The sequence below is a fragment of the Oxynema mangrovii CENA135 genome (assembly GCF_016632315.1).
GTDB lineage: Bacteria > Cyanobacteriota > Cyanobacteriia > Cyanobacteriales > Laspinemataceae > Oxynema > Oxynema aestuarii.
Genome location: NZ_JAEOXH010000001.1, coordinates 1076433 through 1099435, shown reverse-complemented (window position 1 = coordinate 1099435; position 23003 = coordinate 1076433). Strand labels below are relative to the sequence as shown.

Genomic DNA, 23003 nt, shown 5'->3' with positions numbered 1-23003 from the left:
GTATGATGGCAGCGCTGACGACGGGTCTGACCGCTCCAGTGTGGGCTCAAACCGATCCGACGGGCAGTCGGGATTCCGGTCAGATCACCGATGAAGAGACGACGCCGATGCCGACGGCGGCGCCCGAGCCGGAGTCCGAGGCGGTGCCCTCCCCGGAACCTGCGAGCGAAGATCTGCCGGAGATGCCAGCAGCAGAACCGAGCGAGTTGCAATCCTTGCTTTCGGAAGGGCAATTTTTACTCAATTCTAAAAAGTACGATGCGGCGTTGGATCTTTACGATCGCGCCGTCGATCTCGACGGGGATAATGTGGATGCTCGGATCGGTCGGGGAATGAGCTTGGCGGCGTTACAACGCTACGACGAGGCGATCGCCGAACTCAACCGTGCGGTGGAATTGCGCCCCCAATACTCCCTCGCTTGGCTCAGTCGGGGCATGATCCTCAAAGATACCGACCGTCACGAAGCCGCTCTAGAATCGTTCGATCGCGCCTTGGCCGGAGATGGCAGTTGGGGGGACAATCGGGCCGCAGACGCTCACATCAATCGCGGTTCGGTGTTGTGGCGCTTAGATCGTCGCGAAGATGCCCTCGATGCCTTCGATCGCGCGATCGCCCTCGACGATCAATTTGCCTTGGCTTGGTACAACAAAGGCACGGCCCTGCTGCAAGAAGGTCGCTACGAAGAGGCGATCGCCGCTTACGACCGCGCCTTAGCTAGTCAGGGGGATTGGGGCTTAACGACTGGCCCGGCCAGTGCCTGGTACAACCGGGGAGTGGCCCTCGAATTACTCGAACGCTACGAAGAGGCGATCGCCTCTTACGATCGCGCCTTGCGAATTACCCCCAACCACACCAAAGCCAGACAACAACTGGCGAACTTGCGCGATCGTCTCGACCTCTAAGGCAACCAATCCGGCTGCAATCCGCTAAACGGCAATTGTTCCGGTTTGAGTTCTCCCTTCACCTCTTCTTCCGGAGGCGCCCCGGTCAAGGGTAACAACCACAGCCGACTGCCCGTGACCGTCGCTCCCGAACTGGTGCGCGGTAAGTCGCTGGATACGGCAGCGTTCTCCTCCCCACTGGCGACAAAAATTTGATCGAAGAGCAACCCCAACCCGTCCGGGGACAAGCTCATCTGAATTTCTCGTTGTTGGGGTAAAACGATTAAGGTTTGTAACTGCTCGGTGTTGAGGTCGATCGCGGCGATATACGGTTCTTCTTGATACTCGTCGCCGGGAATCAATTTCGTCAGCAAACAGTAGAGAATCTCCCCATTCGGGCTAAATTGGGCGTCTAAAATCGAGCCGTTGGTCCGCCACAGTTCTTTTTGAACCCCTTGGGCGGGAATCACCAGGAACAGAGATCGCGTGTAGTCGGTATTGAACTTGACCATCGCGGCGGCGCTTCCGTCCCGCTTGAAATTGAGGATCTGACCGAATTTTGCCATGAAATCCAACGGTTCGGCATTCGGTTCTAAGGGTAAGTTCGCCAAGCCTTGCCCTTGGGCGACGACGACCCCCGTGCTGTCCGGGGTAATCATAAAATCCCCACCGGGTTCGTTCCCCAGGGGTTCCGGAGCTTTCCCGGGTTCGATTTTCCACAAGCTGACTTGACCCGGATTGTCTTTGGGAATCCGTTGGACGACGACGATCTGGCCGTTGGGGGCTAGGTCGAAACTGAGGTTTTGATACTCTTGGCTGTCTAAAATGCGCTCGATTTTTCCCGGCGGTTTGGGATCGGGGGGCGGTTCGCCGGGAACGTTGGGATGAATTCCGGTGGTGACGGTGTACAGTTGTTGCTCGAATCGACCTTGGAAGAACGAAAGGCGGTCGCTGGCGGCAAATAAGATCCGATCGCCTTCGGGATAGGGTTCGTAATCCGTCACCCACAATTCTTTCGGGGTGAGAATCGTTTTTCTTGGCGTTGTTTCGTCTGCGGTACTGAGGTTGTAGAGAATCAAGCGCCCCCGTTCTTCCGGTTCGACGCCGAGATAGACGATCGCGCGATCGCGACTGCGGAATCGACTGAGAAAGGGTTGGATTTGGGCGCTTTCGTCGTCCGGGTCGGAAAAGCGATCGCGGGCGCCGTCCAAGGTCACTCGGAACTCAAAGCCGTAAGGCGCGGGGCGATCGAGGGTGTACGCCATCCGCCGACCCGCCCAACTGATTTTTCCCGGTAACGGCGGTTCGATCTTGAGGTGATCTTCGACCGATTCCCGATTCATCGGTCGGGAAAAGGTCATGATGAAGGCGCGATCGTCCGCTCCAATTTGCTGCTCGTCCCAGCTAAATTCTCTGACCGAGGGGGCGGTTCGTTCTCCGGTGAGCAAGATCGCGGCAATGATAACGGTCAAGATCGCCATCGCGACCCACGCCACGCGATCTAGGGGTTGGGAGAATTTATCGGCGATTGGATTCGATCCCATGTTTGGATTTTAGATTTTAGATTTTAGATTTTTAGATTTTTAGATTTTATCGTTTGAGTTTGACGGCGCGATCGGCCTATGGTGTCTCCGGGCGATCGCCGGGCGATCGTCGTCAAAGGTTAATTCTTTTTTCGATTTTAAAAAAAATGACTCAAAACAATCAATAATAACAATAATAACAATAAATTAAAATCTATTAATTCCCTGCGATCGCCTTAAATCCCCCCTTAAATCGGTCGCGATCGCCTTCTATAAGTCGAGCTTAGACGCCAGATTACCGATTTTTTTGGACAATCTCTTGGATCGATCGCCTTGAGGATAGTACCCTTAAAAGCAAGATTAAAAAATAATTAACTTTTCTTACAAAGCGGGTAGTTTGAGGGGCGATCGCCGACCTCCCTTGCTCTTGTAAGCTTTGCTTTTTGCCGTTTATTAGAGGTCGTCACTGATGGATCACTTCCTCGGTACAACCGTTTGGTTCGTACCTTGCTACACCTTAATCGGGGGGATTATTTCCGGGATGTGGTCGCCCGGGATCCTCCGTCGCATCGGTCCGCGACCCGCCGGATATGCCAATGCCTTGATGACCTTGCTGGCTTTCACGCACAGCTTGTTCGCCCTTCCCGGGATTTGGAACCAACCCCCTCAAACCCTATCTTGGACCTGGTTAGATGCCGCCGGGTTGCATCTGAGCCTCGATTTAGAAATCTCTGCCGTCAGCGTCGGGGCGATGGCCCTGGTGACCGGACTCAACCTACTCGCCCAAATCTTCGCCGTCGGCTACATGGAAATGGACTGGGGATGGGCGCGCTTTTATGCCCTCCTCGGTTTATTTGAAGCGGGGATTTGCTCGTTAATCTTGTGCAATTCCCTATTCTTCAGTTACGTGGTTTTAGAAATCCTCACCCTGGGGACTTATCTCCTCGTCGGCTTGTGGTTCAGCCAAGGTTTGGTGGTGACCGGGGCTAGAGATGCATTTTTAACCAAACGGGTCGGCGACTTAGTGCTGCTCATGGCCGTGGTTGCCCTCTTACCCCTCGCGGGAACTTGGAATTTTACGGAATTAGCGCAATGGGCCCAAACCGCCCAACTGGATCCGACCGTCGCCACCTTGTTAGGTTTGGCACTGATTGCCGGACCGTTGGGCAAATGCGCTCAGTTTCCCTTGCACCTGTGGCTGGACGAAGCGATGGAAGGACCGCTCCCGAGTACAATTTTGCGAAACTCGGTGGTGGTCGCCACGGGGGCGTGGGTATTGATTAAATTAGAACCCGTTTTAGCCCTCTCAGAAATCGGCTTGGCGGCGGCGGTCGCGATTGGCTCGGTCACGGCAGTGGGCGCCTCGGCGATCGCGATCGCCCAAATCGACATGAAGCGTTCCCTCTCGTACTCGGTCAGCGCCTACATGGGATTGGTGTTTATCGCCGTAGGCACCGGACAAACCGATACCGCCTTGATGCTCTTATTCGCCTACGCCGTAGCGATGGCCCTGTTAGTGATGAGTGTCGGCGGCATCGTCTGGAACAACATCACCCAAGATTTAACCCAATATGGCGGCTTGTGGTCTCGCCGTCCCCTCTCCGGTCTGTCCTTCATCATCGGTGGTGCCGGACTGATTGCTCTACCGCCGTTTGGCTGCTTCTGGGCGTTGCTACAAATGGCCGATCGCCTCTGGGCAACCCGACCGGAATTAGTTGCGGTTCTCCTCCTCGTCAACGGCTTGAGTGCATTTAGCGTGACGCGCGAATTCGGCTTGTTATTTGCCGGAAAAACGAAACCGATGACCGTGCGATCGCCCGAAGTTCACTGGCCGATGGTGTTACCGATGTTAATTTTGGCAGGTTTTGCGCTGCACGTGCCTATTTTGCTCTGGCAGTGGCAACTGCTCCCCGACGGCTTGAGTTTCAATCTCGCCGCCGCGATTTTGCTGTCCGTTTCGAGCGCGATCGGTCTCGGTTTGGGGGCGTTCGTATATATCGGCGATCGCTGGGAAAAACCCGTGCGTTTGGGTTCCGCTTCCCTGCAAAACTTTTTCGCCTACGATTTTTATACGGCCAAACTGTACAAATTGACGATTGTTTTTGCGGTGACGATCGTTTCCCGTTTGATTTCTTGGTTCGATCGCTATATCGTCGATGGTTTTGTCAATCTCGTCGGTTTAGCCACAGTATTTAGCGGCCAAACTTTGAAATATAACGTTTCGGGACAAACTCAATTTTATGTCCTGACCATTTTATTTGGCGTTGCCACTTTGGTCACTTTAGCCATCTGGTTGTAGGTTCGCACAAGTCGCGAAATCGAATTGAAAAGGAACGATAGGGCGGGCCGATTGCCCGCCAGCAACTCTCCTAGCTTGTCTCCTAGCTTGCAGCTTCTGAGTCCCTACTGCCCACTTCCCATTCCCCACTTCCAATAACAATGCTAACTACATTAATTTGCTTACCTCTTATCGGTGCGGCAATTGTCGGCTTTTGGCCGGGAAAAGCCAATAGTTCCTGGTTGAGAACCGTGGCGCTGGCGATCGCCACCCTCATTTTTGGCTGGACCTTGGCGATCGCCATGCAATTCGATCTCGGCGTTTCCGGGTTTCAGTTACAGGAATTTACCCCTTGGGTTCCTCAACTGGGATTGACCTATCATTTGGCGATCGACGGGTTATCCTTTCCCCTTTTAGCGCTGTCGGCCATCCTAACTTGGATTGCCATTTATGGCAGTGGCGATGGCGTCGAGCGCCCCCGGCTTTACTACCCGATGATTTTATTAGTCAATGCCGGGATTGCTGGGGCTTTTGTCGCCCAAAACTTGTTATTATTCGTCCTTTTTTACGAACTCGAACTGATTCCCCTTTACTTATTAATTGCTATTTGGGGCGGTGAGAAACGCGGTTATGCGGCGATGAAATTCCTCATTTACACCGCGATTTCGGGGATTTTGATTCTCGCGGCCTTTTTGGGGATGGGATGGCTTAGCGGCGCCAGCAGTTTCGATTGGGAGGCGATCGCCACTCAAAATCTCTCCTTAAAGAGCCAATTCATTTTATTAAGCATCCTGTTAATTGGTTTTGGCATTAAAATCCCCCTGGTTCCCCTGCATACCTGGTTGCCCGATGCCTACGTCGAAGCGTCCCCGCCGATCGCCATTCTTTTAGGCGGTGTTTTGGCCAAATTAGGTACTTACGGCTTAATTCGCTTCGGTTTACAACTCTTTCCCGGGACTTGGGAGTTGGTTTCCCCCGGATTGGCGATCGTCGGCGTGATTAGCGTGCTTTACGGGGCATTGACCGCGATCGCTCAAAAAGATATCAAACGCATGGTCGCCTACAGTTCCATCGGACACATGGGCTATATCTTGGTCGCCACGGCGGCGGGTACGGCCCTGAGTACCTTGGGCGCCGTCACCCAGATGGTCAGCCACGGCTTGATCCTCGCCTTACTGTTCTACCTAGTCGGGATCGTCGAAATCAAAGTCGGTACCCGGGAACTGGCTCGCCTTAACGGGTTGATGAGTCCGGTGCGCGGTTTACCCTTAACCAGTGGCTTGCTCGTTTTAGCCGGAATGGCCAGTGCCGGAATCCCCGGTTTAGTCGGTTTCATCGCCGAATTTATGGTTTTTCAAGGCAGTTTCGACATTTTCCCGGTTCCGACCTTGTTATGCATCATCGCCTCCGGGTTGACGGCGGTTTACTTCGTCATTCTCCTCAACCGCACCTGTTTCGGACGGCTGGATAACGCCACGGCGTACTATCCGAAAGTGCTGTGGCGCGAACGAGTTCCGGCGTTTATTTTAGCCGCGACCATCTTCGTTCTCGGAATTAGCCCCGCCTGGTTGGTACGCTGGAGCGAACCCACGACGAATGCCATGGCGTTGGCGTTAAAAGCGCCCATCGCGACCCCCGTCGCTTTAGGAAAAAACATCGATCGCGGCGATTCTCCTTTGGAGACACTTTCGCGTCGCGGCGCCACTGTTTCTCAACTCAACTCGGTTCAATTTTAAGCCCGAAACCCATCGGTAGGGTTTGCCAATTTCACCCTACCGATCGCCTTTCAACTCCGCCCGCGATCGCGTACAACTTTCAGATTTAATCCCCCTCAAATTTACCCATCAATTGCCATGAGTGCGACCCTGACGAAACCGACCTTACCCCCCTCGCAACATGAATTTGCCCCGATCGTACACCGTTTGGAAGCGGGGGGTGCCATGTTGCCGGATACGCCGGAAAACTTAATGCAAATTATCGGCATTTATAAAGCCTATGCAGTGCCGATGGACTTTTACTGGCGCGATTTACTCTATATCGCCGAAGAAGTCTTTTTAAACCCCTTACCCTTTTTTAAATACTTCCTTCCCCAACATTATTTAGACCTTCACAATCACTACGCCGGAGACGATGCCGATCTGCGAGTTTGGCGCGGCGAAGCGACGGCTCATCCCGAACTTTTAGAATTTATTGAAAAAGGAGAAATCAACAAAAAATTACCCCGGTTACTTCACCATTGGCTGCACGATCGCGTCAATATGGAATTTGCCGAAGCCTGCATGAGAGCCATGCTCTGGCACGGTCGAGATATGGGATGGGGCAAGTTTGACGCCTATCTCGATACGGACGAATATAAAGCCAATGCCGATCGCGCGATTAAAGCCTATTTCAAAGGGAATCCGATGATGTTGGGGCTTTATAAAGCGTTTCCCGACATGTTTATCGAACAAGTTCGTCAATTGTCTTATTACAGCAATCTCGGATTGTTCTGGGAAGTGATGGCTCCGGTCTTTTTTGAAATGTCGGACTTGTACGATGAAGGGAAGTTAACGACCGTTCCCGAAGCGATGAATTTCTTAGTCAATGGCATTTTTGCGATCGCCGGACGCCCGATTTACCATCACGCTCACATTCGCGGCGAAGTTCACGAAATTATCCCGAAATCTAAAGGTTTTATGTGGCTGTACGAAGCGGCTTTACCTTATGTGGAAGCTGTATTTTATCGCACGGCGCCTTTCCGAGGAACGAAATCTTATAACGCCCAGGCGAAAGAAGTTCCAGACGAACAAAAAGACTTTCATTACGGGATTCTCTACGCCGATGTTTTCCCCGTAGGAACTGCAGGGATTCCGCCGACGTTGTTGATGCAGGATATGTTACATTTCTTGCCGCCCTATTTGGTGGATTACTATCAAAAACACTGTCGCGGGGAAGATGATATGTTAATTCAATTGGGAATTACATTTCAGCGATCGATGTATTGCGTGACCTCGGCGGTAATTCAAGCGTTACGCACGGCGTTGCTCTATCCTTTAGACGATCCCAATCCGAAACACTTACAAGCCAATCGGGCATTTTTTGAGGCGCAACTCGATCGCTTCAAACGTCCGGAAGCGCGCTTGCGCGATATTCAACGTCAGGATTATCGTTAGGGGGCAATATCCCGATCGCAAATCGGGGAATTTGGCGATTTCTAGGTGCAAAATTTGCCAAACGGCGATCGCCTGCCGAAAAATGAGCAAAAATCTGTGAAAATTGACTAGGAAATGCGATCGCCCTCCCCTACAAAGCTGAGGGGTTTTCAAGGGAGGGCGATCGCCTAAAATCTAAGATTTTGTCAAGAAAAATTAAGAAATGTATCTGAGGGAGATGACGGTCGTTTTCTCCCTTCTTTTTTGTGGATAATTGTTGCAGAATTGCAAGGGTGAATCATTCAGGGAAAATCTGGGAAACTCATTGGCTCGAAACTGAGGGGTTTCTAGATCGAAGCGATTGAATTGCTGAGAATAACTAGAGTCTAAGCATAAGTGTCGAATTGCGACTTGGGACCTGGATTTGATACAACTAAAGTTACTTTGAAGTTTGAGTACCGTTGATGGTTTCACCCCGCGCCAATTCTCGCTTATCTTTGTCGGACAATTCCATTATTTTATGGTTGGGCGATCGCGGGTCATACTGGAAGCAACACCAAGTCATGTTGGGCGATCGCGGCTACACTCTTCGCGCGGGGCGCCTGGAGGCGGAACGCTGGATCGTAGATGGACACAACCGAACGGACTCGATCGAACCGATCGCGATCGTGGTGCAAGGGGCAGATTTCGAGCCGATTAGGCAGATGCTCGGCGCCCGCGTTCGCCGGATCCCGATTTTAATCCGGATCGGGGTCGGAGAAACATTCGATCCGACGATCGTTTTAGAACGCGAAGGGGTCGATTACCTCAGAGAACCCTTTGAATCGACCGATTTACTGGTGCGGGTCGAAAAGTTGCTGCAATCTGGAACGTACAGGCGCCAACAGACACAAATCGAGCAGCAGTGGACGATTTTGGAACGGGCGATCGCCCAAGTCGGCATCGGGGTGACCATTTCCGACGCCCTTCGTGCCGACTACCCCATTATTTACGTCAATTCCGTATTCGAGCAACTCACGGGTTATACTTTTGCGGAAGTGAAAGGTCAAAATTGTCGCTTCTTGCAGGGAAAAAACCGCAACCAACCGCAAATCGCTACCCTCCGAAAGGCGATCGCCACGGGAGAAGCGTGCGAGGTGATTTTAGAAAATTATCGTAAAGACGGCACTCGTTTTTGGAATCAGGTTCAAATTTGCCCGTTTCGCGACGCCGAGGGAACGGTAACTCACATTGTGGGGTTACAGTCCGATGCCAGCGATCTCCGCGCCAAAGAACAATTTTTCTTCGAGAATCGAGAACGATTTCGGCTGGCGTTTGAAAATGCGCCGATTGGAATGGCGATCGCGAGTTTGGAACCGGAAAAAAAGGGTACGCTTTTACGCGCCAATGGGGCATTATGCCGGATGCTCGGCTATTCTCATGCCGAACTCGAACAATTGACGATCGGAAGTATCAGTCATCCTGACGACTGGAAAATCGATCTCGATTTAGCCTACCAACTGCTCGCCGGAGACATCGATCGCTACCAGATCGAAAAACGCTACATCCACAAGCAAGGACATATCGTGTGGGGCAATTTAGCGGTCAGTTTAGTTCGCAACGAAGTCGGCGAACCGCTTTATGCTATCTGTCATGTCGAAGACATCAGCGATCGCAAACGAACCGAACTCGCCTTGCAAGAACGAGAAACCCAGTTACAAATCCTCGGCGACAATCTCGATCGCGGTTTGATTTACCAACTCGTGCGCGACCCGGACGGACGCTATCGCTTTTCTTATATCAGTGGCGGGGTCGAACGCTTGCTCGGACTGACGCCAGAACAGGTCAAGGCCGATCCGAGTTGTCTGTATGCTTTAATCGCCGAAGAAGACCGTCCTTTATACGATCGCCTCACCGAGGAATCGTGGCGCAATTTGTCGGTGTTTTCGATGCAGATGCGCAAACGCAAAGCGGATGGATCCCTACAGTGGTCGCAACTGAGATCGGTTCCGCGACGATTGCCCGACGGAACCACGATCTGGGATGGGATCGAGGTCGATATTACCGAACTCAAGCTCGCCGAAGCGCAATTACGCGAGAGTGAGGAGCATTTTCGCGGGGCCTTTCACGATGCGGCGGTGGCGATGGCGATCGTCGATTTACAAGGCAATTTTATTCAAGTGAATCCGGCTTTGTGCGACTTACTCGGTTACGACGCCGACGAATTATTAAAATTGAATGTTTGCGCGATCGTCGATCCCGAGGAGCATTTTTCTGCAAATACTTTCCAAGCGCTTTTCGAGGGACGACAATCGTCGCTGGTTCAAGAAAGGCAATATTTACATAAAGGCGGTAAAAAAATTGCGGCAGTGGCTAGTATTTCCCTGCTCAAAGACGAACGGGGGAAGCCACGTTACGCGATCGGTCAAATTCAGGATATCCGCGCGCGTAAAGCCGCCGAAGCACAATTAGTCCAAGCCAAAGAAGCTGCCGAAGCCGCCAACCGGGCCAAAAGTGCGTTTCTGGCGAATATGAGTCACGAACTGCGCACGCCGTTACATGCGATTTTGGGCTTTAGCGACCTGTTGCGTCACAGTCCGAATTTATCGGAGATCGAACGAGAACACTTGCAGGTCGTGCGCCGCAACGGGGAAAATCTGCTCGGTTTGATTAATGAAATTCTCGACTTGTCCAAGATCGAAGTGGGACGGGGATTGCTGAAACTGGAGCGCTTCGACCTGTACCGATTGTTGCAGGAGTTAGAAGAGATCTTCGGGGTGCAGGCGCGTCGAAAAAATCTAGGGTTTAAAACGATCGCCGCGCCGAATTTGCCTCGATACGTTTGCAGCGATCGCCTTAAATTAACTCAAGTTTTAATCCAGTTATTAGAAAATGCGATTAAATTTACCGATCGCGGTGAAGTGAGCTTAGAAGTATGTCCGGTGGCGGGGGATGGTCCCGGGGAGACCCTACGGGAACGCCTGCGCTTTGCGGTGCGCGATACGGGGATCGGGATCGCCGAGGAAAATCGCGATCGCATCTTCGATCCCTTTACGGCGGAGCGTGTCGGGACGAAGGGTTCGACGGGATCGGGGTTGGGTTTGGCGCTGGTTCGCAAGCATCTCGAACTCCTCGACAGCGCGATCGAATTGTCCTCGGAACTGGAGAAAGGATCGACGTTTGCATTCGAGATCGCGATCGAGGGGGAAACCATTAGCGAAGAGGTTCGAGGGACCGAGGAGGCGATCGTCAATCCCGTTTCCCCCCCTGTCGCGTCGCCGACGGCGGAGGAATTAGAAATTGAGAAGTTGCTCGCCGATTTATCTACTTCCTGGAAACAAGAGTTACGAAAAGCGGCCTTAGTTTTGGACGATCGCGCCCTATTCGCTTTACTCGACCGACTCTCGGACCGAGAAGCTCCTCTAGTGAATTGCTTGCGGACTTGGATCGATAATTTTGCCTACGATAAAATCATCGAACTCCTCGATCGCCATTGTCAAGATTCGTCGTAATTCGATCTTGAAAAAAGCAATATAGTATTTTCCTCTGCGATGCAAGACATTTAGATCCGCCTAAATCCCTCTCGCTAGGTAGGGGTTTGGTAACCAAACCCCTACTTTCCTCGTTCCCCCCGAAATCCCCCTTCGCCCCCCTTTCAAAGGGGGGCGAAGGGGGGATAGGGGGATCGGCACTGTCCCTCATCAGACGCCCGAGTGCTGTAACAAACTCTCGGATATTCTCGTCCAGTCGAGGGATTTTTTTTGATTTTCTCACAGAGAAAGGCGAGCTCAATGCCCGCCTTTCTCTGCGATCTTTCGGTACTGTTTCTGTCTAAGTGAGGCGATCGCGTAGTGTCTCTTCAAGGAGAATCGCGCGCCCCAGGTGCTCGAAGCTTAGAGCTGTTTGACTTCACCGACGAGTTTGGTCACCACATCTTTAGCGCTGCCAAAGAGCATCATGGTTTTGTCCTTATAGAACAAGTCATTTTCAATTCCGGCGAAGCCCGTACTCATACTGCGCTTGATCACGATCGTGTGATTTGCTTTATCCACGTCGAGAATCGGCATTCCATAAATGGGACTGCTGGAATTTTCGCGAGCTGCGGGGTTGACGACATCGTTAGCGCCGATGACTAAAGCGACATCGGTTCGCTCGAATTCGCTGTTGATATCTTCCATATCGTAGAGTTGCTCGTAAGGCACGTTGGCTTCGGCGAGCAGTACGTTCATGTGTCCCGGCATCCGTCCGGCGACGGGGTGAATGGCGTATTTGACCTCGACGCCGAGACGTTCCAACTGGTCGGCGAGTTCGCGGACGGCGTGCTGTGCTTGAGCGACGGCCATCCCGTAACCGGGAACGACGACCACCGATCGCGCGTAACCGAGCATCATGGCGCTTTCTTCCGGGTCGATGCTGTGAACCACGCGATCGCCCGTGGTGCCACCGCCGCCGCCTGAGACGGTTCCTTCTCCAGTTCCGAAGGCGGCGAACAGGACGTTAGTCAGCGATCGGTTCATCCCCTTACACATAATCACGGTCAGGATGATCCCGGAAGCGCCGACTAAAGCCCCGGCAATAATCAACATGTTGTTCATGACCACGAACCCGGCAGCCGATGCGGCCAAACCCGAGAACGAGTTCAACAGGGAGATGACGACAGGCATATCGCCGCCGCCGATGGGGATCACGAACATCACCCCGAGAACCAGGGAAATGCCGACGAGGGTGAGAAAAATGGGAGTATTGAGCGGGTTGAGGCACAGATAGACGCTCAAGGCCAGAAAACCGCCGAACAGGGTCGCGTTAAACGGTTGCTGCAAGGGGAAGACGATCGGGGAGCCACTGATGAGTCCTTGCAGTTTGGCGAAGGCGACTAAGGATCCGGTGAAGGTGACGCCGCCAATGAGGACGCCGAGGAGGACGACGAGGGTGGTGTCGATGCCGGGGTTTTGCAGGGTGCCGAAATAGCGCCAGAATTCGCCGACGGCGACTAAGGCGGAAGCGGCACCCCCCAAGCCGTTGAAGAGGCCGACCATTTGCGGCATGGCGGTCATTTCGACTTTTTGGGCGGCCACGGCGCCGATCCCCGAACCGATGGCGATGCCGAGGAAAATCATCGGGTAGTTGAGGACTTTGGCATCGAGCAGGGTGGCGACGATCGCCAAGAGCATCGCCGCCGAGGCGATCGTGTTACCGGATCGCGCCGTCGCCGGAGAACTGAGTTTTTTCAGACCGACGAAGAATAAGGAAGCGGCCACCAAGTAGCTCAACTGAATGCCCGTTGGGATCAGGTCGCTCATGCTTTCACCTCTTTCTTTTTGAACATTTGCAACATGCGATCGGTCACCAAAAAGCCACCGACGACGTTAATCGTGGCGAAGACGACGGCAATTAAGCCGAGAATGACGGTGACGTTCCAATCTTTATCGCCTGCGACGATCAAAGCGCCGAGAATGGCAATTCCTGAAATGGCATTGGCGCCGGACATTAAAGGGGTGTGCAAGGTGGGCGGAACTTTGGTAATGACCTCGAACCCGGCAAAGGTGGCCAGGACGAAGATAAATAAGGCAGAAATCAAGGCTTCTGTCATATCACTCAATTCTCCTGTGGACGAGGGGGCGGCGATCGCCGGAGGTTGCGATCCCCGGGGGCGATCGTCGGCTCCCCTCAAAACTTCATTGAGGCAACAACGAACGTTCGATCTAGCAACTCACGCGATCGAGGGCCTCGCGCACTCGGGCATTGCGAATTTCACCGCCCGTGGTGACGCAGGTGTTATCGATGATGTCGTCTTCAAAATTCAAGTTGACTTCGGTCTTGTCGATCAAAATCTGCAAGAAGGTCAAAATATTTTTGGCGTACATTTGGCTGGCGTGGACGGGCATCGACGAGGGCAAGTTGATCGGCCCGAGGACGGTCACGCCATTGACCACGACATCTTTCCCGGCTTCGGTGCAGGCACAGTTCCCGCCTTGTTCCGCAGCCAAATCGACGATGACCGCGCCGGGTTTCATGCGGGCGACCATTTCTTCGGTCACCAGTAAGGGGGCTTTTTTCCCGGGCACTTGGGCGGTGGTCACCACCACGTCGGCCCCGGCGACGGTTTCGGCGACCAGTTCTTGAGTGCGTTTTTTCGATTCTTCCGAAATTTCTTTGGCGTAGCCCCCTTCGGCGACGGTGTCTTCGTCGAGTTTGATTTCGACGAATTTCGCCCCGAGGCTTTGCACTTCTTCTTTGACGGCGGGACGGATGTCAAAGGCTTCGACGACGGCGCCCAAACGGCGGGCGGTGGCGATCGCCTGCAAGCCTGCCACACCAGCGCCCATGACGAAAACTTTCGCCGGACGAATGGTTCCGGCGGCGGTGGTCAACATCGGGAAGAATTTCGGCGCGGTGGCGGCGGCGAGTAGGACCGCTTTGTACCCGGCGACGGCAGCTTGCGAGGAAAGCACGTCCATACTCTGGGCCCGACTGGTACGCGGGATCGTCTCCATCGCAAAGGCGGTGACCCGGCGATCGGCTAATTTTTGAATAGTTTCCGGCTTCCCTAACGGGTTGAGCAAGCTGATGACGATGCTCCCTTCGTGCAGGAGGGAGATTTCTTCGTCTTTCGGAGGGGCGACCTTGACGACGATCCCGGCTTCGCCCCACAATTTGGCCTTGTCATCATATATGGTTGCCCCAGCTTTTTCGTAGGCTTCGTCGGAGAAGAAGGATTTCTCTCCCGCCCCAGCTTCGACGCCCACTTCGAGTCCTTGTTTGACTAATCGAGCCACGAGATCGGGGATTAAACCTACCCGGCGCTCGCCGACTTCGATTTCTTTTGCTAGCGCAATTCTCATTCGACTTTCCTCTTGCATGATAACTACGACGACCCATCGGCACTCGACGAGGCGCGATCGCTTTCGATGACGCGAACTCGCTTCGATTCTTGATGGAAAAGGAGGATCGTTAAACCCTCAAAGGTTGAAGGGGGACGACCGTCGGCTCCCTCGTTGTTCTGCGCCGCGATCGCATTGAAACCTCGGTTGTCTGACTCGTTGAAGTGCTAACCTTTGCATCCTAGTCGATCCCAAAACTGCTGTTTAGATTTTTACCTTGTCTTAAGAAGTGACGAAGTGTCAAAAATCACCAACTTTGCCGTTTAAGCGCTCCATACTGCCTTAATTTCCACAATTCGGTCTTTCGGATTTTCCTTAACTCCGACGTTTCCTTCCTGTAAAGTCTGCGGGCTTTTGTTTCCCTCCGCGATCGAAATAGTAGCGCCTTTTTTTTTGCAGATGGCGCTTTCCCCCCCCATTTCTTCTTAGATTTTAAAATTAGTTTAGATAAGTTTATGAAGCTGCCCCTCCTGCACTCCTTTGGCTGGTTCTCATTGACGGATACGACGGTTACAAATTGCAAAAAAATACGGTAATTTTGACAAATTGCTCCCAAAAATTTCAAGTTTTCTTGACCTTTTAAATGGGGATCGCTCGAAAATTTTGGAAAATCTTGTCTGAAGGAATAGGGAGAGAGAAGTTAGGATCTTTGAGGAGAAAAAGGCACTATCCCGAGCAGAGAGCGGGCGATCGCCGAGATCGCGATCCGCCAAACGAGAAGCCTCCGAACCCTTGAAAATTCCCGGTTTGCGCGGGGGTTTTTCGCCGCAACCCGGAAATGTATTACAAAATCTAACAAGCTTCTCAGACGCAATATATCATTACACTTGCGATCGCCTCTGAATTTTAAGCTCAACTTTAAGATTGCACCTGAGATCGGCCCTAGACCATCGGCGGTGTTTTCAACCCGCGCAAGCTTTGTTGGCGTCGGTTCGCATCGAGTCCCTTGCATTGCACCAACACCCCAAACCCGCCCAAACCCAACGGATCGATCGCCCGATGCAAGACTTCCCGACGTTGCAGAACCGTAGAAATATCCAAATTTTCACCCCGAGACAGGGCCGCGAGGCGATCGCCCCATCCCAACGCCATCAAAAATAATCCCTGTTGAGTCCATCCGAGAGTTTCCAACCCCCGTGCTTGGCCTCGTTGTTCTAACGTAGTGAAATCGACATGCGCCGTTATATCCTGTTGCCCTAAATACAGATAAGGATTATCGTGATGGCTGTGACGATAATAACATTGTAACGTCCCGCGATCGCGCGCCGGGGCGTAGTAACGAGACGCCGGATAGCCGTAATCTACCGTCAAAACATAACCGCAGTGAAGTTTAGCCGCCACTCCATCGATCCAATCCACGGCGGCGAGATTGACTTCCGTGCGATATCCCTCCGGGTAATGGCCCTCACTCCAGTCGATCCCGAGGCGATCGAAATAAGCGGCGATCGCCTCCGTCGAGAGATCCCCGGTCACTTCCGCAAAACCCTCCCCATCGACAGTCACGTAAATTTCGCGCAGTTGTCCCCCCTCGAACACCACTTGATGCACCGGGAACGCATCGACTAACTCATTAGAAAACAGGCAACCGATAATACTCTCCTCGCCCACTTCTTCCCAGGTACACCAGCGCAATTTCACCCCCATTTTCGCCGCCAAAGGATTCAATCGCCCTTGTTGGAACCCCCGCATTGCCGGGGATTTTTCCACGATCGCGTAATCTAGCGCCTGCAAACAATCCCGGTGATTTTCGTGCAAGTATTGCCAAACATCGCCGCAAATCAATCCCTGACCCGCCCCCATTTCCACCAAGTGAAACGGCGAGGGACGGCCCAAAATCTCCCACATTTCGACAAACTGCACCGCCAAGGTTTCGCCAAAATCGCAACTCAAATGAGGGGAGGTAATAAAGTCCCCCGCCCCACCAATTTTGCTCCACTCGGAAGCATAGTAGCCGTAGGGTTCGTGGTAGAGGGCGAGATCCATATATTCGGCGAAGGTAATGCGCCGTTCGGGTCGCGATTCAATGATTTCGGTGATGGTTTGAAAGAGTTTGGGATTGGAGTGCATGAAGGCAATCGGGAATAGGAAATTAGTAAACTTCTATAGGGTCTTCCAGATGTCCGCTTTTGCAAAGCTGAAGACTGTAGCCTGACCGTCTTGAATCTAAAATCTAAAATCTAAAATCCCCAAAAAAACGGGTATCTTTTAATTTTCGATACCCGTTTTTTTGGGGATAAAAAGGGACTAACGATCGACCGAACCCATAATGATATCGATACTGCCGAGAATGGCGACGATATCGGCGACCTTTTCGCCGCGTACTAATTGCGGGAAGACTTGCAAGTTATTGAAATCTGCCGCGCGGATTTTCCAGCGCCAGGGGAAGACATTATCATCGCCGATGATGTAAATGCCCAACTCGCCTTTACCGCTTTCGATGCGGACGTAATGTTCGCCCGAGGGGATTTTGAACGTCGGCGGGATTTTCTTGGCGATGAACTGATAGTCAAAATCGTTCCATTTGGACTTGGGACCTTCAAACATGCGTTTGGCTTCCAAGTTCTCGTAAGGGCCGCCGGGTAAGCCTTTGAGAGCTTGACGGATAATTTTGACCGATTCGCGCATTTCGCGGATGCGAACCAGATAGCGGGCCAAACAGTCGCCGTCGGTTTCCCACTGGACGTCCCAATCGAAATCGTCGTAACACTCGTAGTGGTCAACTTTGCGTAAGTCCCATTTGACGCCGGAGGCGCGCAGCATCGGACCGGACAGGCCCCAGTTGATGGCTTCCTCGCGAGAGATGACGCCGATGCCTTGAATGCGGCGGCGGAAAATGGGGTTATTGGTGATCAGGGTTTCGTATTCGTCTACTTTGGGATCGAAGTAGTCGCAGAAGTCCTCGCATTTATCGACCCAACCGTAGGGTAAATCGGCGGCGACCCCTCCGATGCGGAAGTAGTTATTATTGATCAGGCGCATTCCGGAGGCAGCTTCCCAGAGGTCGTAAATCATCTCCCGTTCGCGGAAGATGTAGAAGAAGGGCGTTTGGGCGCCGACGTCGGCGAGGAACGGTCCGAGCCAGAGCAGGTGGTTGGCGATGCGGTTGAGTTCGAGCATGATGACTCGAATGTAGCTGGCGCGCCGGGGGACTTCGATATTTGCGAGTTTTTCGGGAGCGTTGACGGTGACCGCTTCGTTGAACATCCCTGCCGCGTAATCCCATCGGCTCACGTAGGGGACGAACATGGTATTGGTGCGGTTTTCGGCAATTTTTTCCATGCCGCGATGGAGGTATCCGAGGACGGGTTCGCAATCGACGACATCCTCGCCGTCGAGGGTGACGACTAGACGCAACACCCCGTGCATGGAGGGGTGGTGGGGACCCATGTTGATTATCATGGGTTCGGTGCGAGTTTCGATTCTTGTTACCATAGTCGAGTTTTTCCCCTTGAGACCGTTTTGGGTTACCGTACCGGATGGGCGGGCGATCGCGCTGGGAGTGGAGAACGGCGAGTGCAGTTCGAGACCAGTCACGAACCGATCGCTCCGGGACGGTAGAGTTATGTCTGAATGTTTATTTTTGTTTCGTCCATTTAATTATAGGGAGATCTAGGTTGCCAAACACTGAGAAGTCGGTGGGAAATGAAAGATTGACCGAGGAATTCGTCCACATTCCGGTGTTGAGCGAGGAGGCGATCGCCGGATTGGCGGTGCGTGCGGGGGGTCACTATTTAGATGCGACGGTTGGGGGAGCGGGTCACGCGCGGCTGATTTTAGAAGCGGCGCCGGATCTGTGCTTGACGGCGATCGATCGCGACGAGTTAGCGATTCGGGTAGCGAGGGAGCGCCTGGGGTCGTTTGGGGAGCGGGTGAATTTTTGGCAGGGTAATTTTGCGCAATACGAGCCGGGAGAGCAACAATTTGATGGTATTATTGCAGACCTGGGGGTTAGTTCTGCTCAGTTAGATCTTTCAGAACGGGGCTTTAGTTTTCGTGAAGAAGCTCGCTTAGACATGCGTATGGATGGTCGCCAATCACTGACGGCGGAAGAAATCGTCAATCACTGGGACGAGACAGAACTAGCAGATATCTTCTATAAATATGGAGAAGAAAGGTTTTCGAGGCGGATCGCCCGGCAGATCGGGCGATCTCGACCCTTGCGAACGACAACCGAATTGGCGGAGGCGATCGCGCGCAGCGTCCCCGGACGGTATCGTCACGGGAGGATCCACCCGGCGACGCGAGTGTTTCAAGCCTTGCGGATCGCCGTCAACCAAGAGTTAGCCAGTTTGGAAACCTTTTTGGCGCGAGTGGCCGACTGGCTCAAGCCGGAAGGTCGGCTGGCGGTCATCAGCTTTCACAGCTTGGAAGATCGCATCGTCAAACATCGTTTGCGAGAGTCGCCACAGCTTAGGGTGCTCACCAAAAAACCGATAAGACCGAGCGAGCAAGAGAGTCAAAACAACCCTCGTTCTCGCTCGGCGAAGCTGAGAATAGCAGAGCGGGTGACGGCGATCGAGTAGCCGCGCGATCGCGGCCAAGCGCCAGCCGCTCCAACGCTCGTCACTCCATCGGCGCGATCGCCTCGATCCGTTCTAGGGAGCGGGTTTCCTATGATAAGCTCGTTGGAGCGGAATCGGTCCGTTAGCGCCGAGGTGATTTGGGGTACTTTTCAATTGGAACGCCCACCCAAAAGCGTGATTGGTCGCGGGTCTACCAACCAACAGACGGCCTCAGTCGAGGGAGTCACCAGTTCCATTGGTGGAATCCCGTGCCAATCACCCTTAATCCATTAGCCTGTAAGTGGGGTATTGCATGAGTCGGGGAAAAGGAAGCAAGCTGAAACTGATGGTCGTCGATGACGAAATCGACAACCTAGACTTGCTGTACCGGACGTTTCGGCGGGAATTTGACGTATATAGAGCTGATAGTGCCTTCAGCGCCCTGGAAACGCTGGACAAAAACGGCGAAATGGCCGTGATCATCTCCGACCAGCGTATGCCAGAGATGAACGGCACGGAATTTTTAAGCAAAACTGTAGAACGGTTTCCCGATACGATTCGTATATTACTCACGGGCTACACCGATGTCGAAGATCTGGTGGAGGCCATCAACTCGGGTCAAGTTTTCAAATACATTACGAAACCTTGGAATCCCGAAGAACTCAAAGCCGTCGTCAATCAAGCGTCGGAAACCTATCAAGTTCTCAAGCAACGCACGAACGAACTCAACCGCACCCTCAGAAGAGAATCGCTGTTCAACGGGGTGATGAGTGCCATTCGCGAGTCCCTCGACTATCGCAGTATGTTGCAAACGATCGTCGAAACGGTCGGCGAAAACTTTCAAGCGACAGGCTGTATCGTCCGTCCGGTGGAAGGCGATCGCCTGACCCCCGAAATCTTCTCCTACCAAGACGCGAACGCCTCCAATCCCGTCGAACCCGAGATCCTCGAACCGACGATCGCGGCAGTTCTCGAAACGCGCCAAACCCAGGTGCTTCAGGAAGACAACGGCGGCAACGGCAGCACTCGTCTGGGCGTTCCCCTGATTTATCAGAAAGATTTGCTCGCCGTCATGTCCCTTTACCAAGACGGTCGCGGCAACAATTGGTCCCCTGAAGACATCCAATTGATCGAATTAGTGGGCGAACAGGCGGCGTTGGCTCTGTCCCAAGCCAAACTCTACCAGCGCTCTCAAGAACAAGCGGAGCAAATGCTCGCCGAACTTGAAGTCGCCCGCCAAATCCAAACCAATCTCCTGCGCCAAAGTTGGCCGGATCTCGACAGCGCTAAAATCCAAGCCTGTTGCTTCCCCGCTCGCGCCGTAGGAGGGGACTTTTTTGAGGTGTACATCCACTCCCAGGGGGACATCTGGTTGGCGGTGGGCGACGTTTCCGGTAAGGGCGTTCCGGCAGCACTGTTTATGGCGAGTGCCATTTCGGTGATGCGTCGGGAACTGGCTCAAGAGGTTTCGCCGATGCCGGAAGACGTAATGAAAAACCTCAACAGTGCTTTATCAGACGATCTCATTAGTAATAATTGCTTTATTACTATGGTGTTGGCCCGTTATACCCCTTCGACGCGCCAGCTTGCTTATGCCAATGCCGGACATATTTACCCCTTAGTCTGGTCGCAAACGGCTCTGGCGGAGAAATTGGCAGTCGAACCCAATTTTCTCAAAGATCGAGGAATTCCGGTGGGAATTTTACCGATGTGGAAGGGAAAAGCAGGGAGCTTGGAATTAAATCCAGGGGACGTGTTTTTGCTGACGAGCGATGGTTTGACGGAGGCTACGATTACCCATCCCGATTCCTCCCTCGATGGCGTCCAGGCGGGTGAAATGATCCAACAAGAAGGTCTGTGGAAATTGATTGCTAACGAGAATGTCCCTCTCGACCTCAATGACTTACTCGCTCGCATCCGCGATCTCGCTCACGAGCAGGAAGATGACCAAACAATACTTTCTCTGGAGGTTCTGTAATCGATGAGAACTGAGTTGCACGTGCCAAGCGACTTGCGGTTTTTGGCTATTGTTGAAAACTGGCTGCTGGGGTCGTTAGAAATGGAACTGGGCGATGCTGTGGATTGGCCCCGTCAGTCCAACCGCCTGCGCTTGGTTTTAGCGGAAGCTTACTCGAATGTGGTGCGGCACGCCCACCGGGAGCAACCGAATTTACCCGTGTTGATTCGCTTGGAACTCAAGGGACACGATATTGCCCTGGAAGTGTGGGATCACGGCAAAGGTTACGACCTCGGGACGTACATGGCGCCAGTTCCCGAAGACATGCCCGATGGGGGCTACGGCTGGCTGATCATGAATAAATTGATGGATCGGGTGGAATATCGCTTGCAAATTGACGGTCGCAACTGCTTGAAGCTGGAAGCTAGCTTGCCGGAAAAGGAAAAAGCTTAATTGTTGACCGACAACCCTGGGCGACCCCGACTAAATTCGGGCTATGTCTGTCAGCTATCGGGTTTCCCCAGGTGGCTCGCAGGATCGGTGTCGTTCCATCGGTCGATCGCCAAATTCAGGCGTCAATGGATTTGGCCTCGGGGCGATCGCTCTTCCATCACCCCATCGAGGGTGCATTGCTTTACATAAGTTTACTTAATTGGCGAAATTATTATAACTTTTATTAACTTCTGTTGCTTAAACGGCGCTTATCTTGCATATTAGAAAAAATTAATCGATGCCCGATCGCCTCAGATCGGCGCGGTCGAAAGGGGTTGACGATCGCTGGCGAACCGCGATCGCGCTGCCCTCGTGTAGATGCTTGTCGTTGGTAAGCGCCTTATGACTAGAGACTATTTTCCCCTAGCCCCCCGGTATCGACTCGATGACGAATCCCCGTGGCTGCAAGGCATCGATCCATCCCGTCGCTATTGGATTGATGTCAATAGTTCTCCCGCTCACCGCGTGTCGGTCGAAGGGTTAGTCGTGGCGGACTTCGACGACTTCAAACAGACGATTTTAGGATTTCGATCGCTCGTAAGGGGCGAAAAAATGCAGGTCGAGCGCATCTGCAACGCCCTGACGATCCACTGTCTCGGCGAGAATTGCTACGCGATCGAAGGAGAGGTCGCCGGGGCGCCCGTCTGGCATTTGTTCGATCGCGAAAGCCTCGAAAGCCTGCTGATGACCGCTCACCCGGATTGGCAGTGCGCGCCGAAAGACGTAGATTTGGGGCGCCGGATGCTGATGCGGTCTTGGGAAAGCGCGATCGCCGCCTAATCCCCAACCCGGCGCCGTCAAGGTAGCCCCTAGCGCCGCAAGCTGGCGAGTTCGGCTAAAGACGCCAGCAGCTTGACCGTGACGCTGAGGATCTGCTCGTCGCGCTCGAGGATAAATAACCAACCGACTTTGACAGTAAATAGGGCAGTTTTTACTTCCCCAGAGATCTTAACTTCTTCCGTTCCCCCCGCCGTGGCGGTAATTTCGCCCCGTTTCGGGCGCAAGTTCATCCCCCGCGCTTCTTGTTGGAGATACGCGGCGATCGCCTCGGGACCGACGATCGGTTCTTCAAACGGCGGAATCAGTTGTCCTTGTGGGGCGAACAGACTGCTCGTGCGCTCGAACTGCCCTGCATTCAAGGTTTCAAAATAACGCCGAATCTTGTCGCGATCCACTCCTTCGATCGCGATCGCCTCCGGGGTGTCGTCCGTGGGAGGAACTTCGTTTGTTAACGGGCTAGCATTCCGGTTCATGTTACTTTTTTTTAAGAAAATCAAATATTTTTTACAAACTAGCCCTATTGTAACGAATCGTAAAGTTAAGCGATGAGATCTGGGTCACAAGACCCCGGGAATCGCGCGCGGACTTCGGTGTAGACT

16 protein-coding genes are annotated in these 23003 nt (G+C 53.1%); 9 read left to right on the top strand and 7 right to left on the bottom strand.

The annotated features are described in order from the left end of the window. Positions 1-2: 2 nt before the first annotated feature. A complete protein-coding gene (locus tag JJD41_RS04255) occupies positions 3-902 on the top strand; it encodes a tetratricopeptide repeat protein (RefSeq protein ID WP_234488501.1) in 900 nt (299 codons plus the stop codon). Here JJD41_RS04255 and JJD41_RS04250 read toward each other — a convergent pair. After that, positions 899-2425, bottom strand: a complete 1527-nt coding sequence (locus tag JJD41_RS04250; RefSeq protein ID WP_200664860.1) for a hypothetical protein — start codon at positions 2423-2425, stop codon at positions 899-901. The two genes, JJD41_RS04255 and JJD41_RS04250, sit on opposite strands and share 4 nt — an antisense overlap. Before the next feature lie 448 nt (positions 2426-2873). On the opposite strand from JJD41_RS04250, the gene JJD41_RS04245 reads away from it, so the two are divergent. The 4 genes from JJD41_RS04245 (at position 2874) to JJD41_RS04230 (ending at position 11304) form a co-directional block, all read left to right on the top strand. Continuing rightward, entirely contained in the window at positions 2874-4703 is a 1830-nt protein-coding gene (locus JJD41_RS04245; protein ID WP_200664859.1) for an NAD(P)H-quinone oxidoreductase subunit F, read from the top strand. 140 nt (positions 4704-4843) lie between these two features. After that, positions 4844-6418 (top strand): NADH-quinone oxidoreductase subunit M, encoded by a 1575-nt coding sequence (locus JJD41_RS04240; protein WP_200664858.1) that lies wholly within the window; start codon positions 4844-4846, stop codon positions 6416-6418. A gap of 117 nt (positions 6419-6535) precedes the next feature. Next, complete coding sequence (locus tag JJD41_RS04235) at positions 6536-7834, top strand: CO2 hydration protein (RefSeq protein WP_200664857.1); 1299 nt, start codon at positions 6536-6538, stop codon at positions 7832-7834. Between the two features lie 443 nt (positions 7835-8277). After that, complete coding sequence (locus JJD41_RS04230) at positions 8278-11304, top strand: PAS domain-containing sensor histidine kinase (protein ID WP_200664856.1); 3027 nt, start codon at positions 8278-8280, stop codon at positions 11302-11304. A gap of 381 nt (positions 11305-11685) precedes the next feature. On the opposite strand, the gene JJD41_RS04225 is transcribed toward JJD41_RS04230, so the two are convergent. The 5 genes from JJD41_RS04225 to JJD41_RS04205 form a co-directional block, all read right to left on the bottom strand. Then, a complete protein-coding gene (locus tag JJD41_RS04225) occupies positions 11686-13092 on the bottom strand; it encodes an NAD(P)(+) transhydrogenase (Re/Si-specific) subunit beta (RefSeq protein ID WP_200664855.1) in 1407 nt (468 codons plus the stop codon). After that, on the bottom strand, positions 13089-13382 hold the full coding sequence (locus JJD41_RS04220; protein ID WP_168568510.1) for an NAD(P) transhydrogenase subunit alpha part 2: 294 nt from the start codon (positions 13380-13382) through the stop codon (positions 13089-13091). Before JJD41_RS04220 ends, JJD41_RS04225 begins: the two co-directional genes overlap by 4 nt. Positions 13383-13494: 112 nt before the next feature. Further along, positions 13495-14634: a Re/Si-specific NAD(P)(+) transhydrogenase subunit alpha gene (locus JJD41_RS04215; protein WP_200664854.1), complete on the bottom strand. Its 1140-nt coding sequence runs from the start codon at positions 14632-14634 to the stop codon at positions 13495-13497. A gap of 921 nt (positions 14635-15555) precedes the next feature. Further along, on the bottom strand, positions 15556-16740 hold the full coding sequence (locus JJD41_RS04210) for a class I SAM-dependent methyltransferase (protein WP_200664853.1): 1185 nt from the start codon (positions 16738-16740) through the stop codon (positions 15556-15558). A 177-nt stretch (positions 16741-16917) separates the two neighbouring features. Then, positions 16918-18105, bottom strand: coding sequence for an NAD(P)H-quinone oxidoreductase subunit H (locus JJD41_RS04205; RefSeq protein WP_200664852.1), 1188 nt, complete (start codon positions 18103-18105; stop codon positions 16918-16920). Positions 18106-18287: 182 nt separating this feature from the next. Between JJD41_RS04205 and rsmH the strand changes: the two genes are divergently transcribed. From rsmH to JJD41_RS04185, 4 genes are all read left to right on the top strand, one after another. Then, on the top strand, positions 18288-19196 hold the full coding sequence (rsmH, locus tag JJD41_RS04200; RefSeq protein WP_370583721.1) for a 16S rRNA (cytosine(1402)-N(4))-methyltransferase RsmH: 909 nt from the start codon (positions 18288-18290) through the stop codon (positions 19194-19196). Between the two features lie 292 nt (positions 19197-19488). After that, positions 19489-21153, top strand: a complete 1665-nt coding sequence (locus tag JJD41_RS04195) for a SpoIIE family protein phosphatase (protein WP_168568516.1) — start codon at positions 19489-19491, stop codon at positions 21151-21153. A 3-nt stretch (positions 21154-21156) separates the two neighbouring features. Next, positions 21157-21585: an ATP-binding protein gene (locus JJD41_RS04190; RefSeq protein ID WP_200664850.1), complete on the top strand. Its 429-nt coding sequence runs from the start codon at positions 21157-21159 to the stop codon at positions 21583-21585. Positions 21586-21966: 381 nt separating this feature from the next. Continuing rightward, complete coding sequence (locus tag JJD41_RS04185) at positions 21967-22404, top strand: hypothetical protein (protein WP_200664849.1); 438 nt, start codon at positions 21967-21969, stop codon at positions 22402-22404. Positions 22405-22433: 29 nt separating this feature from the next. Here JJD41_RS04185 and JJD41_RS04180 read toward each other — a convergent pair whose 3' ends face one another. After that, entirely contained in the window at positions 22434-22877 is a 444-nt protein-coding gene (locus JJD41_RS04180; RefSeq protein ID WP_200664848.1) for a nuclear transport factor 2 family protein, read from the bottom strand. Between the last annotated feature and the right edge of the window lie 126 nt (positions 22878-23003).

Coding starts and splice junctions, on each gene's coding strand:
- JJD41_RS04255 (WP_234488501.1), top strand. CDS start 3: ATGATGGCAGCGCTGACGACGGGTCTGACCGCTCCAGTGTGGGCTCAA.
- JJD41_RS04250 (WP_200664860.1), bottom strand. CDS start 2,425: ATGGGATCGAATCCAATCGCCGATAAATTCTCCCAACCCCTAGATCGC.
- JJD41_RS04245 (WP_200664859.1), top strand. CDS start 2,874: ATGGATCACTTCCTCGGTACAACCGTTTGGTTCGTACCTTGCTACACC.
- JJD41_RS04240 (WP_200664858.1), top strand. CDS start 4,844: ATGCTAACTACATTAATTTGCTTACCTCTTATCGGTGCGGCAATTGTC.
- JJD41_RS04235 (WP_200664857.1), top strand. CDS start 6,536: ATGAGTGCGACCCTGACGAAACCGACCTTACCCCCCTCGCAACATGAA.
- JJD41_RS04230 (WP_200664856.1), top strand. CDS start 8,278: ATGGTTTCACCCCGCGCCAATTCTCGCTTATCTTTGTCGGACAATTCC.
- JJD41_RS04225 (WP_200664855.1), bottom strand. CDS start 13,092: ATGAGCGACCTGATCCCAACGGGCATTCAGTTGAGCTACTTGGTGGCC.
- JJD41_RS04220 (WP_168568510.1), bottom strand. CDS start 13,382: ATGACAGAAGCCTTGATTTCTGCCTTATTTATCTTCGTCCTGGCCACC.
- JJD41_RS04215 (WP_200664854.1), bottom strand. CDS start 14,634: ATGAGAATTGCGCTAGCAAAAGAAATCGAAGTCGGCGAGCGCCGGGTA.
- JJD41_RS04210 (WP_200664853.1), bottom strand. CDS start 16,740: ATGCACTCCAATCCCAAACTCTTTCAAACCATCACCGAAATCATTGAA.
- JJD41_RS04205 (WP_200664852.1), bottom strand. CDS start 18,105: ATGGTAACAAGAATCGAAACTCGCACCGAACCCATGATAATCAACATG.
- JJD41_RS04195 (WP_168568516.1), top strand. CDS start 19,489: ATGAGTCGGGGAAAAGGAAGCAAGCTGAAACTGATGGTCGTCGATGAC.
- JJD41_RS04190 (WP_200664850.1), top strand. CDS start 21,157: ATGAGAACTGAGTTGCACGTGCCAAGCGACTTGCGGTTTTTGGCTATT.
- JJD41_RS04185 (WP_200664849.1), top strand. CDS start 21,967: ATGACTAGAGACTATTTTCCCCTAGCCCCCCGGTATCGACTCGATGAC.
- JJD41_RS04180 (WP_200664848.1), bottom strand. CDS start 22,877: ATGAACCGGAATGCTAGCCCGTTAACAAACGAAGTTCCTCCCACGGAC.